This window comes from Streptomyces sp. NPDC048424, from assembly GCF_040651555.1.
Lineage (GTDB): Bacteria > Actinomycetota > Actinomycetes > Streptomycetales > Streptomycetaceae > Streptomyces.
This window is the reverse complement of the sequence record NZ_JBEZKE010000020.1, coordinates 92467-106477: the sequence shown is the minus strand read 5'-3', so window position 1 is coordinate 106477 and position 14011 is coordinate 92467. Positions and strand designations below refer to the sequence as shown.

Genomic DNA, 14011 nt, shown 5'->3' with positions numbered 1-14011 from the left:
GCGGCCGAGCCTATCGACCCCCTCGGGCCGACCGTGATCAGAGGGGTGGGGCCCCGGTGACCTCGCGGGCCTCGGCGGCCAGCCGCTTCTCCTCGCGGCGCTGGGCACGGCGGCGCAGGAAGCGGCGGATCCGGCTCCAGAGGAAGAAGAGTATGGCCAGTCCGGCGGCCAGCAGGACGGCCGCGATGACCGCGGCTGCCTGCGGGTTGAACATCGCGAAGGTGACGATGCCGGCCACGCCGAGGTCCTCGGCGATGCTCATGCCCACGTTGGTGAACGGCTCGGGCGAGGTGTTGATCGCCATCCGGGTGCCGGCCTTGACGAAATGGCTGGCCAGCGCGGTGGAGCCGCCGATCGCGCCGGCGGCGATGTCGGACAGCGAGCCGCTCTGCCCGGCCAGCAGCGCACCGATCACGGCTCCGGCGAGCGGGCGGATCACGGTGTGGACGGTGTCCCATATCGAGTCGACGTACGGGACCTTGTCGGCGACCGCCTCGCACAGGAACAGCACCGCGGCGACGATCAGCACGTCCGTGCGCTGCAAGGACGCGGGGACCTCGTCGGTCAGACCGGTCCGGCCGAAGACGCCGAGCAGGAGGACCACGGCATAGGCGTTGATCCCACTGGCCCAGCCGCTGGTGAAGACCAGGGGGAGCACACTCATTGGATCATCATGTCGTACGGGTACCGGTCCGGCGGGCAGAACGCGGGCACGGTGACAGAACGGGGACAGAACGGCGAGGGGACGGTCGCCCGGCGGCGGCCGTCCCCTCGCTCACACTGTTCGGGGGGCTACTGCCCCTGCTCGTCACGGCGGCGCTGCCACCGTTCCTCGATGCGGGTCATCATCGACCGACGCTGCCGGTTCCGCCCATGGGCCGAACCTTCTGCACTTCCGGAGACGGGCTGCTCGCCAGGCTTGGGTGCCTTGCGCCAACCGGTGACCACCAGGACCGTACATCCCAGCATGACGAGGAAGCCCACCACGCTGATCCAGAGCACGTTCGGAATGATCACACCGGTCATGAGGAGCGCGATACCCACCACAATGCCTGCGACTGCCTGGTAGACCCGTCGCCGGGTGTACGTACGCAGTCCGCTTCCCTCAAGCGCTGTCGCGAACTTGGGATCTTCGGCGTACAGCGCTCGCTCCATCTGCTCGAGCATTCGCTGCTCGTGCTCCGAGAGCGGCACGGGAGTCCTCCTCATCCGTCGGTCGCGGGGGGTAGCGACCAGGGGTCCCCTTCAGGATAGGCGGGGAATCGCCCCCGTGACACCCGCCCTCTACGCCACGTTCCAAAAAGACACACAGCCCAGACAAGACACAGCCGGTAAAACCACTGCTCCAAAACCGTACCGCCGCGGGAGCGGTCACTGAGGCCCTTATTCCCCAATGGTCCGTCCACCATGCCGGTCACTGCACTCGATCATACGGGGCCGACCGCCGGAACGGAGGGTCGGCGGCCGACTCCGTGCGCGGAAGATCGCAGTTCAGCCCTGCTTCTGGCCGAGTACGTGCAGCTGGGTGGCGACCGCGTGGAAGGCGGGCAGCTCCGCCGCGGCCTCCTCCAGACGCAGCAGCGCCTCCACGGCGCCCGGCTCGGTGTCCACCAGGACCCCGGGGACCAGGTCGGCGAAGATCCGCACGCCGTGGACGGCGCCGACGGCCAGGCCGGAGCCGCCGACGAGCTCGGAGAGCTGTTCGGCGGTGAAGCGGCGCGGCACCGGGTCACCGGAACCCCAGCGGCCGGCCGGGTCGGTCAGGGCGGTGCGGGCCTCCGTGAAGTGCCCGGCCAGCGCGCGGGCGAGCACGGCTCCGCCGAGGCCGGCGGCCAGCAGGCTGAGCGTGCCGCCGGGCCGCAGGGCCGCGACGGCGTTGGCCACGCCCTCGGCCGGGTCGTCCACGTACTCCAGCACGCCGTGGCAGAGCACCACGTCGTACGCGTCGCGCTCGACCACGTCCAACAGGCCCTGGGCGTCGCCCTGGACGCCGCGGACCAGGTCGGCGACGCCGGCCTCGGACACCCGGCGCTCCAGCCCGAACAGCGCGTTCGGGCTGGGGTCGACCACGGTGACCCGGTGGCCCAGACGGGCCACCGGCACGGCGAACTTGCCGGTGCCGCCACCGGTGTCGAGCACGTCCAGCACGTCCCGCCCGGTCGCCTTCACCCGGCGGTCGAGCGCCTCCTTGAGGACCTCCCACACCACGGCGGTGCGGAGGGAGGCACGGGGGCGGGAAGTGTCCGACACGGCTGATGGCTCCTCGGCGCGGTAGGGAAGGGGTGAGCGGTCCGTGCCCCACCCCGGTCTACCTTATGGCCTTCCGCAGCCGGGCAGCTCATCGCGCGTCCGGACGCTCCGGGCGCGGTTGCGGCAGGGCCTGCTGCAGGCTCGGGGCGGGCGCCCGGACGGCGAGCATCCGCTCCACCAGGCGCAGGAACATCGAGGCGGCGCGCACCAGATCGTCCGCGTCCCGGCCGCTCGCCGCGTCCGCTATGCCCGCCTCGGCCCGGGCCCGGCGGGCCGCACCCGAGGCGAACAGCGCGCTCCACTCGGCGAGCTCCGGCGCCAGCTCGGGCAGCAGCTCCCACGCGCTGCGGATCCGGGGCCGCCGCCGCGGGTTCACCGGCTCGGGCCGGCCGCGCGCGGCGAGCACGGCCGCGGCGGTGCGCAGGGCGGCCAGGTGTGCGGTGGCGTACCGCTCGTTGGGCCGGGTCAGCAGGGCGGCCTCGGTCAGGCCGCTGCGGGCCTTGGCGAGCAGGTCGAGCGCCGCCGGATCGGCCGTCGACTTGCGCAGGACGGGGTGGACAGGGGACGGGGACGGTGTGGCCATGACGAACCTCCTGTCGATGCGTTGCCCCCATCGTGACCTGCCCCACTGACAATCGTCCTGACCTGCACTTTTACGGCCGTATCCCACGCAACTGCCCCCTCCTGCACACCTGGTGCGGAAGAGGGTGCTAGTTTTTGAACTGACCGGTCAGTTCAAAAAGAAGGGGGACGGCGTGGACAGCCCGCACGGCGCGGCCGTCAAAGCCGAGGACTTCGGACTCAAGGGCCCGCGCGGCTGGGTGTTCCGGGGAATCGGCATCGACGCGGCGCCCGGCTCGCTCATCGCGGTCGAAGGCCCCTCCGGCAGCGGCCGGACCTGCCTGCTCCTGGCCCTCACCGGACGGATGAAGCCCACTCAGGGCCACGCCGAGATCGACCAGCACCGGCTGCCGAAGAAGATGGCAGCGGTCCGCCGGATCGCCGCCCTCGCCCACGTTCCCGGGGTCAACGACCTCGACCAGGCCCTCACCGTCGCGGAACAGCTGCGCGAGGGCGCCCTGCTCCAGCGCCGCTACGACGCCCCGGTGCGCGCCCTGCTGCGGCCCCGCGCCGAGCGCCGCGCCCGCGCCGCGGCCCGGATCGACGAGGCCCTGGCCGCCGCCGGACTGGACCTCGGCACGCTGCCCAAGGGCGAGCGCACCTCCGTACGGGACCTGGAACGCATGGAAGCCGTACGGCTGTCCGTCGCCATCGCCCTGCTGGGGTCCCCGCGGCTGCTGGCCCTCGACGACCTCGACCTCAAGCTCTCGGACACCGAGCGCACCGAGGCCTGGGCCCTGCTCCGCTCGATCGCCGCCCGCGGGACCACGGTCCTCGCGGTGTGCAGCGAGGCGCCGGCCGACGCGGTGGTCCTGCGGACCGGCCCGCAGGCACCGGAGGCGGCGGACGCACCGGAGGCACCGGACGCACCCGTCACCGCCGCGCCGGCGGCCGCCGACCGGAAGATCACCTGGGGGAGCGCCGCCAAGAGCGCCCCCGAGGCCGAGGCCGAGGCCGAAGCCGAAGCCGAGGCTGCGGCCGAAGCCGCGGCGGACGCCGGCCCGGACGCCGACGCCACCGCCGGGAACGACGGCGACGGCGACACCGACACCGACACCGAGAACGACGACACGAAGGGGGCGGACGATGAGGTCGCCGAAGCTGGCCGCGCTTGAGATGAAGCGGTTCGGGCGGGGGAAGCTGCCCGTGGCCGCCCTCATCGCGCTGCTCCTGCTCCCGCTGCTCTACGGAGCCCTGTACCTCTGGTCCTTCTGGGACCCGTACCACCGCCTCGACAAGGTGCCCGTCGCCCTCGTCAACTCCGACCGCGGCGCGACCGTCGACGGCAAGCCCCTGGACGCGGGCGGTGAGCTCACCAAGAAGCTCCGCGACAGCAAGACCTTCGACTGGCGCGAGGTCAGCCCCAAGGAGGCGGCCAAGGGCCTGGAGAACGGGACGTACTACCTGACCCTCACCATGCCCGAGGACTTCAGCGCGAAGATCGCCTCCAGCGCGGGCGAGGACCCCGCCACCGGCGCCCTCCAGGTCCGCACCAACGACTCCAACAACTACGTCGTCGGCTCGATCTCGCGCTCCGTCTTCTCCGAGGTCCGCTCGGCGGCGTCCGCCAACGCCTCCCGCGGATTCCTCGACAAGATCTTCGTCAACTTCTCCGACCTGCACGACAAGACCGCCGAGGCCGCCGACGGCGCCGACAAGCTCAAGGACGGGGCGGGCAAGGCCCAGGAGGGCGCGAAGGAGCTCGCCGAGGGCCTCGACACGGCCGGGGAGAAGACCGGCGAGCTCAACAGCGGCCTGAAGAAGCTCAACACGGCCGCCGGGAAGCTGGAGACCGGTTCGAAGGACGTCGCCGACGGCACCCAGTCCCTCGCCGACAAGGTCAACGGAGCGGCCGACAAGGCCCGCCCCTTCGTCAAGGACCCCAAGAACCTGGCGGACACCGCCGAGCTGGTCGCCGACAGCGCGAGGGTGGTCAAGAACCACCTCGACACGTTCACCGAGAAGGCTCCGGCCGCCGCGGCCCTCGCCAAGCGGGCCTCCACCGGCGCGGACGCGTACTACACCAAGCACTGCGTCACCCCCGGCGCCGAACCGCACCTCGCCTCCTGCCCCGACCTGAAGAGGGTCAGGGACGACGCGGCCGAGGCCGCCGAACTCAGCGGTGACGTCAGCACCCTGGCCAAGAACACGAACGGGGACGTGACCAAGCTCCGCACCCAGCTGACCGACCTGGAGAACAAGGCCCGGGAGCTCGTCGTCAAGGCTCCCCTGCTCGCGGGCGACCTCGACGCGGCCGTGGCCAAGGTCAACGCCCTCAACACCGGCGCCCACAAGGTCGCCACCGGCATGGCCCAGCTGCACACCGGCATCGGCTCCGCCACCACCGGCTCGGGCAAGCTCAGCGACGGAGTCGGCAAGCTCGGCGACGGCGCCCACCGCCTCGACGGCGGCATGTACAAGCTCGTCGACGGCACCGGCGAGCTCGCCGGCGGCCTGCACGAGGGCGCGGGCAAGATCCCCGACTACGACGAGCAGCAGCGCGACGCCCGCACAGAGGTCATGGCCGACCCGATCCGGCTCGCCAACCAGTCCCTGCACAAGGCGCCCAACTACGGCACCGGCTTCGCGCCCTACTTCATCCCGCTCTCCCTCTGGGTCGGCGCGATGGTCGCCTACATGCTGATCGCGCCCATGAACCGGCGGGCCCTGTCGGCCGGCGCCTCGCCCTGGCGGATCGCCCTCGCCGGCTGGCTGCCCGTGGTGGGGATCGGCGCGGCCCAGGTCGGCCTGCTGATGTCCGTGCTCCACTGGGCCCCGGGCCTCGGCCTGAAGATGGCCCACCCGGCCCTCACCATCGCCTTCCTGCTGCTGGTCACCGCCTGCTTCGCGGCGATCATCCAGTGGCTCAACGCCAAGTTCGGCGCGGCCGGGCGGATCCTCGTCCTCGCCGTCCTGATGGTCCAGCTGACCTCGGCGGGCGGCACGTACCCCGTTCAGACCAGCCCGGACTTCTTCAACGCCGTCCACCCCTACCTTCCGATGTCCTACGTGGTCGAAAGCCTGCGCCGCCTGATCACCGGCGGCGACCTGGGCCCGGTCTGGCAGGGCTTCGCGGTCCTCACGGCCTTCACCGTCGGAGCGCTCGCGCTGACCTCGCTCGCCGCCCGCGGCAAGCAGGTGTGGACCATGGACCGACTGCACCCCGAACTGAGCCTGTAGGGACGTGTTGACCTGTGACAATCAGCGCCATGGACAGCAGCAGCACCGGTACGGGTACCGGCGGGGGCCGTCGGCAGGCCACCCGGCAGAAGCTCTACGAAGCGGCCGTCACCCTCATCGCGGAGCAGGGCTTCTCCGCGACCACGGTCGATGAGATCGCCGAGCGGGCCGGCGTCGCGAAGGGCACCGTCTACTACAACTTCGCGAGCAAGAACGAGCTCTTCGAGGAGCTGCTGCGGCACGGGGTCGGGCTCCTGACGGCCTCGCTGCGGACGGCGGCGGAGGAGACGGAGGCGCGCGGCGGCAGCCGCGTCGAGGCGCTCGACGCGATGATCCGCGCCGGCCTCGTCTTCATCGACCGCTACCCGGCCTTCACCCAGCTCTACGTCGCCGAGCTGTGGCGGACCAACCGCACGTGGCAGTCCACGCTGATGGTGGTCCGGCAGGAGGCGGTGGCCGTCGTGGAGAAGGTGCTGCGCGAGGGCGTCGAACGCGGTGAGCTGAGCGCCGAGATCGACGTGCCGCTCACCGCGGCCGCGATGGTCGGGATGGTGCTGGTGGCCGCGCTGGACTGGCAGTCCTTCCAGCGCGAACGGTCCCTCGACGACGTCCACTCGGCGCTGTCGCTGCTGCTGCGGGGCCGGGTCAGCGGCAACCGCTGAGCCGGTACGCGGCGGCGAGCACCCCCCAGTCGGCGGTGCCGCGGCGGCGCGGCAGCCCGTACAACTGGTGGGGCCTGCCGCGACGGCTGAGTATCCGTACCTAGGCGCGGAGATGAGTACGTGCGCGGATGGCTCCCACCTGCGCAGACGCCAGAATGGGAGCAACGGACAGGAGACCCGGTCCGCACCGCCGACACGGGGCTGCGGAGCGGACCGGGTACCTCCTACCGTGGCCGGGCGGGGGACATGGAACCCGGTGACGCAGTACGCGAACGCGGCGGGGCTCGGGGGGATCGAGCCTCGCCGCGTTCTCGCGTCCGCGGGTTCAGCAGCCTTCTCCTCGGCCCGGCCCGCCTGCCCTCAAAGACCCGGGGCTCCGCCCCGGACCCCGCGCCTCAAACGCCGGCGGGGCTGGATTGTCCCGGCGAGGCTGGAGTGGGCCGGCGGGGCCGGATTGCTCAGCCGCGGCCCCGTAGCGGGAGACGCAGGCGTAGGGCGGTCAGGCGGGTCGAGACCGATGAGGTCACCGCGGACCAGCGGGTCGACGTCGCCCAGGCGAGGCGGGTGGCCGAGCGGGGGAGGAGCAGGGCGCGCAGGCGGGCCGGGCGGCTCACCGCGGCCAGCAGGCCCGCGCGGGTCAGCAGGACGTCGTCCGCCAGCCCCGGGTACGAGACCTCCGCGCCCGGCGGCGCGTACAGGGCCCGTTCCACCGCACCCGCGACCCGGTGGACCGCGGCCGCGGCCTCCGGATCCAGGCGGCCCAGGTCCACGACCCGGTCCGCCGCCCGGCGCGGGGACAGCGCCTCGTCCGGGACCACGCCCACGTCCCAGGCGGCGTCGCCCAGTTCCCGCCACGCCGTCAGGACCTCCCCGGTCCCCAGGCGGCGGGCCCGCAGCCGGCTGCGCCACAGCAGCGGCAGCAGCGGCAGGGCCAGTACCGCCAGCGCGGCCGCCGTCCAGCCGAGGACCGTCGTCAGCGACGGCCCGTCGCCGTGGGTCGGGCCCTGCGCGGCCGCCGGCGTCCCGCACTCGCCGAGCTTCTTCAGCGCGGGCGGGCACTCGGCGGACGCCGAGGGTGCCGCCGACGGCTGCGCGGAGCTCTGCGAGGGCACCGGCGCCGGCGCGGACGGCTGCTGGGCCGCCGGGGCCTGCGGCCGGGAGTAGTCCGGCACGTTGATGCCGGACCGCGGCGTCGGCTCGAACCGCGTCCAGCCCACGCCCTCGAAGTACAGCTCGGGCCAGGCGTGGGCGTCCCGCAGCGACACGTTCACGCTGCCGTCCGGCTGCTTCTCACCGGGGGTGAAGCCCACCGCGACCCGTGCCGGGATGCCCAGGGTGCGGGACATCGCCGCCATCGAGAAGGCGAAGTGGATGCAGAAGCCCTCCTTGTCGGCGAGGAACCGCGCGACCGCCTGCGGGCCCGTGCCCGAGGTCGTCCTCGTGTTGTAGCGGAAGCCGCCGTTCACGGCGAAGTAGTCCTGCAGCTTCACCGCCCGGGTGTAGTCGTCCTTCGACCCCTGCGTCACCTGGCGGGCCGTGTCGGCGACCACCGGGGGCAGGTTGTCCGGGACCTTCGTGTACTCGTCGCGGATGGTCCGGTCCGGCTCGGGGGCCTTCTGCAGCTGCTGCGCCGTCGGCTTCAGCAGCAGGCTCTGCACCGAGTAGCCCGCGCCCTGGACGGTCTGGAACTTGTCCCTGCCCAGCTGGTCTCCGACCAGGGTCCGGCCGGTGGGCTCGAACCGCCACTTCCCCTCGATCTTCACCGAGGTCGCCGGATACGGCATGGGGAGGTAGCGCTGCGTGTAGCTGTCCGCCGCCGAGAGGGTGGTGGTCACCTCTGTCGAGGCCACCCGCACCTGGTCGCTGAGCCCCGTCGGCTTCGGCAGCACCTCGGGCACGTCGGTCAGGGCCCGCCCGGAGGCCTCCCACTTGACGCCGTTGAACTCGTCCAGCGCGAGGATCCGCAGGTACTGCTCGCCCTGCTGCGGACTGTTCGTCCGGTACTTGAGGACGACCCGGTTGTCCTGCGTGTTCAGGTTGCTCTGCAGGGAGACCAGCGGGTTGACCGCCGAGATCGTCCCGCCCGCACCGCTGCCGTCCTCACCGCCGTCCTGATTGCCGCCCAGCAGCCCGCCGCCGAGCGCGGGCAGCGCCGCCGGCACCGCCAGCGCCACGCCCAGGGCCACCGCGCCGATCCGCCGCCCGAACCGTGCCGGGGCCGTCGCCTGCCCGCCCGCGCCACTGCTCAGCCCGGAATCGGCGGCGCCCCGGCCGCGCGGGGCCGCGCCGAAGACACGGCCCCACTGGGCGAGCCGGTCGCGGCCCTCGGCCAGCAGCATCAGCAGGTACCCGCAGCCCGCCAGCAGGAAGGAGAACCAGGAGGCCTCCCCGCCGCCCGCCAGACCCGCGGCCACCGAGTACAGGGCGAGCAGCGGCAGCCCGGCCGCGGCGGCCGTCCGCGCGGCCACCGCCAGCGTGTCCACCAGCAGCCCGATCAGCAGCACCCCGGACACCAGCAGCAGCCGGATGCCGTCCGTCAGCGGGGCGGGGATCGCGTACTCGCCGACGTCCCGGACGCCCTGTCCGAACAGCGAACCGAAATCGTCCACCAGGTACGCCAGCGGCCCGCTGCCCGTGGACTCGCCCTTGCCGGCGAAGAGGAACACGAGCAGCAGCAGGGACACCAGCAGCTGTGCGGCCACGGTCAGCGACCGCGCCAGCGGCACCCGCCGGGCCCCGGCCCCCACCGCGCTCTGGACGCCAAGCAGCAGCGCTCCCTGGAGCAGCCAGACCTGGGACTCCACCAGCGGGGCCAGCGACCACGAGGTGAGCAGCGTCGCCAGTGCCGCGAACAGCGTCAGTTTCGCCCGCCCGCTCATGCCCGACCTCCGGAAGTCCCCGTACCGACGCGTGCGGTGCCGGCCTGTCGCCACAGCTCGCCGAAGGCCACCCCGGGCGGGGCGGCCAGCGCCGTCCAGCCCGCGTCGCGCAGCCTGCGCAGCCGCTCCTCCAGCGGGGGCACGGCGTGCCCGGGTGCGGGCTGCCCGCCCCAGGCCGCGGAGTCCAGTACGAAGGCCACCGCGCCCGAGGCGCGCTGGCGCATCCTGGCCGCCAGTTCCGTCTGTACGTCGTCCAGGTCGCCGAGGAAGGCGATGAGGAGCCCGTCACCGCCGGCTCCGCCGAAGCCTCCCGCGCCTGCGCCGCGCACCGCGTCGTAGGCCCGCGAGAGCCCGGCGCCGTCGGAGTGCCCGACCACCGCGAGGGTGTCCATCATCAGTCCGGCGGCCTCGGCGGACTCCTGCCCGCCGGCGGTGAAGCCGCCCCCGCCGTCGCCGGGCACCGAGTCCCCGGTGTCCGTGAGCAGCCGTACGGAGAAGCCCTGCTCCAGCACGTGCACGAGGCTGGAGGCGGCCGCCGAGACGGCCCACTCGAAGGCGGAGTCGGGGCCGGCGCCGTCGAAGGCGAGGCGCCGGGTGTCCAGCAGGACGGTGGCCCGGCTGCGCTGCGGCTGTTCCTCGCGGCGGACCATCAGCTCGCCGTAGCGGGCCGTGGAGCGCCAGTGCACCCGGCGCAGGTCGTCGCCGCGCCGGTAGCCGCGCGGGATCACGTCGTCGTCACCGGCCAGGGCCAGCGAGCGGCGGCTGCCGTCGCCGTAGCCGTTGGACTCGCCGGTCAGCCGGACCGGCGGCAGGGGTTCGGTGCGCGGGATGACGGTGAGGGTGTCGTAGGTGCTGAAGGAGCGGGTCAGCTCGACCAGTCCGAAGGGGTCGGTCAGCCGCAGCTGGAGCGGGCCCAGCGGATAGCGGCCGCGCAGGTCGGAGCGGACCCGGTAGGACACCTCGCGGCGTCCGCCGGGCTCGACCCGGTCCAGGACGAAGCGCGGGCGCGGGCCCAGGACGTAGGGCACCCGGTCCTGGAGCATCAGCAGACCGGTGGGGAGCCGGGAGACGTTGTCCATGCGCAGCTGCACCCGGGCCTCGGCGCCCGCGGGCACCCGTCCCGGGCTCAGCCGGCGGCTGCCGGAGACCCGGTAGCGGGTGCGGTGCAGGGCGTAGACGCAGATCAGCGGCAGGACGGCGAGCAGCAGGCCGACGCGGAGCAGTTCGCCCTGGCCCAGGACGTAGGCGCAGGCGGCCGCGGCTATCCCGGCGGCCAGGAACGAGCGGCCGCGGGTGGTCAGCCCGGACAGCGATGCGCGGAACCCGCCACCGTCCCCCGGGCCGCCGGCGCCGCGCGGGGCACCGGCACTCATCAGAAGCCCCGGATGCCCGCGCCGGGCGGCATCTCGCCGCGGGCGTGCGCGGCCGGGACGGGGGTGCGCTGCAGGATGTCGTGGACGACCTGCTCGGCGGTGCGCCGGTTCAGCTGGGCCTGCGCGGTGGGCAGCAGCCGGTGCGCGAGTACCGGCGCGGCCAGGGCCTGGACGTCGTCGGGCAGGACGTAGTCCCGGCCGGCGAGCGCGGCCGAGGCCTTCACGGCGCGCAGCAGGTGCAGGGTGGCGCGGGGCGAGGCGCCGAGCCGCAGGTCGGGGTGGCTGCGGGTGGCGGCGACCAGGTCGACGACGTAGCGCCGGACGGGCTCGGCCACGTACACCTCGCGGACGGCCTCGATGAGCTTGATGATGTCGTGGGCGTGCGCGACGGCCGTCAGGTCGTCGAGCGGGGAGACCCCGCCGTGCACGTCGAGCATCTGGAGCTCGGCCTCGGGGCTGGGGTAGCCGACGGAGACGCGGGCCATGAAGCGGTCGCGCTGGGCCTCGGGCAGCGGGTACGTGCCCTCCATCTCCACCGGGTTCTGCGTGGCGACGACCATGAAGGGGCTGGGCAGCGTGTAGGTCGTGCCGTCGATGGTGACCTGGCGCTCCTCCATCGACTCCAGCAGCGCCGACTGGGTCTTCGGCGAGGCGCGGTTGATCTCGTCGCCGATGACGATCTGCGCGAAGATCGCGCCCGGCTTGAACTCGAACTCGCGGCGCTGCTGGTCGTAGATGCTGACACCGGTGATGTCGGAGGGCAGCAGGTCCGGAGTGAACTGGATGCGCTGGACCGAGCAGTCGATGGACTTGGCGAGCGTCTTGGCGAGCATCGTCTTGCCGACGCCGGGTACGTCCTCGATCAGCAGGTGCCCCTCGGCGAGCAGCACGGTGAGCGCGAGGCGTACGACCTCGGGCTTGCCCTCGATCACGCTCTCGACCGACTGGCGCACCCGCTCCGCCGTGCTGGTCAGATCCGCGAGGCTCGCTCGGTCGTCATACGTCGTCACCTTGGTTCTCCTCGGCCCATTCCCAGGGCCGACGCCCTTGGCGCATGACCGGCCCACCCCGAAACACGGACACCGGTCCCGGCGGATCCCGGGTGGTGCCATCCCGCATTCTTGACGGCGTCACGGCCTCGTGTCACTCAAGAGCTGGGATCGATCTCCCGCAGGAGCCCGGTGTGCACATCGAAGACGAAGCCTCGCACATCGTCCTTGTGGGGCAGGAACGGGTTGGTGCGAACCCGCTGCATGGACTGGCGGACGTCCTGGTCCACGTCCCGGAAGGCCTCGACGGCCCAGGCGGGACGCTGGCCGACCTCGTCCTCCAGCTCGTGCCGGAAGTCCTCGGTCAGGCTTTCGAGACCGCAGCCGGTGTGGTGGATGAGTATCACCGTGCGGGTGCCGAGGGCCCGCTGGCTGATGGTGAGGGAGCGGATGGTGTCGTCGGTGACCACGCCGCCGGCGTTGCGGATCGTGTGGCAGTCGCCGAGCTCAAGGCCGAGCGCCTTGTGCAGGTCGAGGCGGGCGTCCATACAGGCCACCACGGCGACGTGGAGGACCGGGCGGGCGTCCATCCCGGGGTCGGTGAATTCCGAGGCGTACCGCCGGTTCGCCTCGACCAGCCGGTCGGTGACGGATCCGCCGACGGGCGCCTCGGACGCGGACTCTGCAGGCAGGGATGCGGAAGTCGTCATGGGTACGACGTTAGTGGTCACGGCCGGTAAAGGCCTCGTGTGAGGTGGGACAAAGAACGTCAACGAGCCTTGTTGTGAGCTAACCCACAGGGGTGGGGGTGAGGCGGCCGTCCGGGTGATTCGCGGCTTTTGACGGTTCGGTCCGAGAGGCCTGGACGGCGCGCGGGGCGGTTCGTTGACCGCGGCGACCGTTGCACTAAAGTGACGCGAACCGGCCGGAGCCCGGCCCTGACCGGCCGCCCGGCCCCCTGGTAACACTCCGCGTGCGCGGCGCGGCGTATGCCTGCCGCGCCGTTATCTGAGAGGGCGCTTTGACTAGCGAGTCCCGACATGTCCCGGTGATGCTCCAGCGGTGCCTGGACCTGTTGGCCCCGGCGCTGGAGAGGCCCGGGGCCGTCGTCGTCGACTGCACCCTCGGCCTCGGCGGCCACAGCGAGGCCCTGCTGACCCGGTTCCCCGAGGCCCACCTGATCGGCCTCGACCGCGACAAGGAGGCCCTGCGGCTCTCCGGCGAACGCCTCGCGCCCTTCGGCGACCGGGCCACACTCGTCCACGCGATCTACGCCGACCTCGCCGAGGTCCTCGACGGGCTCGGCATCCCGGCCGTCCAGGGCATCCTCTTCGACCTGGGCGTCTCCTCCATGCAGCTGGACGAGGCCGACCGCGGGTTCGCGTACGCGCAGGACGCGCCGCTGGACATGCGCATGGACCAGACGACGGGCATCAGCGCCGCCGAGGTCCTGAACACCTACGCGCCGGGCGAGCTCGTCCGGATCCTGCGCCAGTACGGCGAGGAGAAGCAGGCCAAGCGCATCGTGTCCGCGATCGTCCGGGAGCGGGACAAGGAGCCCTTCACCAACAGCGCCCGGCTCGTGGAACTGATCCGCGACTCCCTGCCGCAGGCCGCCAAGCGCACCGGCGGAAACCCGGCGAAGCGGACCTTCCAGGCCCTGCGCATCGAGGTCAACGGCGAGCTCTCCGGCCTGGAGAAGGCCATCCCGGCGGCCGTGGACCGGATCGCGGTCGGCGGCCGGATCGCGGTGCTCTCGTACCACTCGCTCGAGGACCGCCTGGTCAAGCAGGTCTTCGCGGCCGGCGCGACCTCCACGGCCCCGCCCGGGCTGCCGGTCGTACCGGAGAAGTACCAGCCGAAGCTGAAGCTGCTGACGCGCGGAGCGGAACTGCCGACCGAGGAGGAGATCGCCGAGAACCGGCGGGCCGCCCCGGCGAGGTTCCGCGGGGTCGAACGCATCCGGGAGGCGCTGCTGTGACCAAGGCCGGGAAGGTCGCCACGCTGACCCGAGGGCAGGCGGCCCGGCTCGGCCGGGCGCTCGGCGGCCGCCCGGC

12 protein-coding genes are annotated in these 14011 nt (G+C 72.8%); 4 read left to right on the top strand and 8 right to left on the bottom strand.

Translation table 11 applies throughout. The features are described from left to right. Positions 1 to 37: 37 nt before the first annotated feature. The 4 genes from AB0D29_RS26275 to AB0D29_RS26260 all read right to left on the bottom strand — a co-directional run bounded on the left by AB0D29_RS26275 (position 38) and on the right by AB0D29_RS26260 (position 2833). On the bottom strand, positions 38 to 664 hold the full coding sequence (locus tag AB0D29_RS26275; RefSeq protein WP_362857543.1) for a DUF4126 domain-containing protein: 627 nt from the start codon (positions 662 to 664) through the stop codon (positions 38 to 40). Between the two features lie 128 nt (positions 665 to 792). Beyond that, positions 793 to 1194 carry a DUF3040 domain-containing protein gene (locus AB0D29_RS26270; protein WP_362857541.1) on the bottom strand — a complete coding sequence of 134 codons (402 nt, stop codon included), beginning with the start codon at positions 1192 to 1194 and terminating at the stop codon, positions 793 to 795. 297 nt (positions 1195 to 1491) lie between these two features. After that, complete coding sequence (locus tag AB0D29_RS26265) at positions 1492 to 2250, bottom strand: methyltransferase (RefSeq protein ID WP_362857540.1); 759 nt, start codon at positions 2248 to 2250, stop codon at positions 1492 to 1494. Between the two features lie 88 nt (positions 2251 to 2338). Further along, the gene (locus AB0D29_RS26260) at positions 2339 to 2833 is read right to left on the bottom strand and encodes an SAV_6107 family HEPN domain-containing protein (RefSeq protein WP_351304211.1); all 495 of its coding nucleotides are present in this window, start codon (positions 2831 to 2833) and stop codon (positions 2339 to 2341) included. Positions 2834 to 3005: 172 nt separating this feature from the next. On the opposite strand from AB0D29_RS26260, the gene AB0D29_RS26255 reads away from it, so the two are divergent. Genes AB0D29_RS26255 through AB0D29_RS26245 form a run of 3 tightly spaced genes read left to right on the top strand, consistent with a single transcriptional unit; the run spans position 3006 to position 6713 of the window. Next, positions 3006 to 3986: an ATP-binding cassette domain-containing protein gene (locus AB0D29_RS26255; RefSeq protein WP_362857538.1), complete on the top strand. Its 981-nt coding sequence runs from the start codon at positions 3006 to 3008 to the stop codon at positions 3984 to 3986. Continuing rightward, a complete protein-coding gene (locus tag AB0D29_RS26250; RefSeq protein WP_362857536.1) occupies positions 3958 to 6051 on the top strand; it encodes a YhgE/Pip domain-containing protein in 2094 nt (697 codons plus the stop codon). Before AB0D29_RS26255 ends, AB0D29_RS26250 begins: the two co-directional genes overlap by 29 nt. Before the next feature lie 29 nt (positions 6052 to 6080). After that, complete coding sequence (locus tag AB0D29_RS26245; protein WP_362857535.1) at positions 6081 to 6713, top strand: TetR/AcrR family transcriptional regulator; 633 nt, start codon at positions 6081 to 6083, stop codon at positions 6711 to 6713. Between the two features lie 458 nt (positions 6714 to 7171). On the opposite strand, the gene AB0D29_RS26240 is transcribed toward AB0D29_RS26245, so the two are convergent. From AB0D29_RS26240 to AB0D29_RS26225, 4 genes are all read right to left on the bottom strand, one after another. Further along, a complete protein-coding gene (locus AB0D29_RS26240) occupies positions 7172 to 9592 on the bottom strand; it encodes a transglutaminaseTgpA domain-containing protein (RefSeq protein ID WP_362857534.1) in 2421 nt (806 codons plus the stop codon). Continuing rightward, positions 9589 to 10965 carry a DUF58 domain-containing protein gene (locus AB0D29_RS26235; RefSeq protein ID WP_362857532.1) on the bottom strand — a complete coding sequence of 459 codons (1377 nt, stop codon included), beginning with the start codon at positions 10963 to 10965 and terminating at the stop codon, positions 9589 to 9591. The genes AB0D29_RS26240 and AB0D29_RS26235 overlap by 4 nt, the downstream gene beginning before the upstream one ends. Further along, a complete protein-coding gene (locus AB0D29_RS26230) occupies positions 10965 to 11975 on the bottom strand; it encodes a MoxR family ATPase (protein ID WP_037805485.1) in 1011 nt (336 codons plus the stop codon). The genes AB0D29_RS26235 and AB0D29_RS26230 overlap by 1 nt, the downstream gene beginning before the upstream one ends. 137 nt (positions 11976 to 12112) lie before the next feature. After that, a complete protein-coding gene (locus AB0D29_RS26225; RefSeq protein ID WP_362857531.1) occupies positions 12113 to 12664 on the bottom strand; it encodes a carbonic anhydrase in 552 nt (183 codons plus the stop codon). Positions 12665 to 12975: 311 nt separating this feature from the next. On the opposite strand from AB0D29_RS26225, the gene rsmH reads away from it, so the two are divergent. Next, entirely contained in the window at positions 12976 to 13935 is a 960-nt protein-coding gene (rsmH, locus tag AB0D29_RS26220; protein ID WP_362857530.1) for a 16S rRNA (cytosine(1402)-N(4))-methyltransferase RsmH, read from the top strand. Positions 13936 to 14011: the final 76 nt, after the last annotated feature.

Excerpts from the sequence above, each read along its gene's own strand:
- AB0D29_RS26275 (WP_362857543.1), bottom strand. The coding sequence starts at position 664 with ATGAGTGTGCTCCCCCTGGTCTTCACCAGCGGCTGGGCCAGTGGGATC.
- AB0D29_RS26260 (WP_351304211.1), bottom strand. The coding sequence starts at position 2,833 with ATGGCCACACCGTCCCCGTCCCCTGTCCACCCCGTCCTGCGCAAGTCG.
- AB0D29_RS26250 (WP_362857536.1), top strand. The coding sequence starts at position 3,958 with ATGAGGTCGCCGAAGCTGGCCGCGCTTGAGATGAAGCGGTTCGGGCGG.
- AB0D29_RS26245 (WP_362857535.1), top strand. The coding sequence starts at position 6,081 with ATGGACAGCAGCAGCACCGGTACGGGTACCGGCGGGGGCCGTCGGCAG.
- AB0D29_RS26240 (WP_362857534.1), bottom strand. The coding sequence starts at position 9,592 with ATGAGCGGGCGGGCGAAACTGACGCTGTTCGCGGCACTGGCGACGCTG.
- AB0D29_RS26235 (WP_362857532.1), bottom strand. The coding sequence starts at position 10,965 with ATGAGTGCCGGTGCCCCGCGCGGCGCCGGCGGCCCGGGGGACGGTGGC.
- AB0D29_RS26225 (WP_362857531.1), bottom strand. The coding sequence starts at position 12,664 with ATGACGACTTCCGCATCCCTGCCTGCAGAGTCCGCGTCCGAGGCGCCC.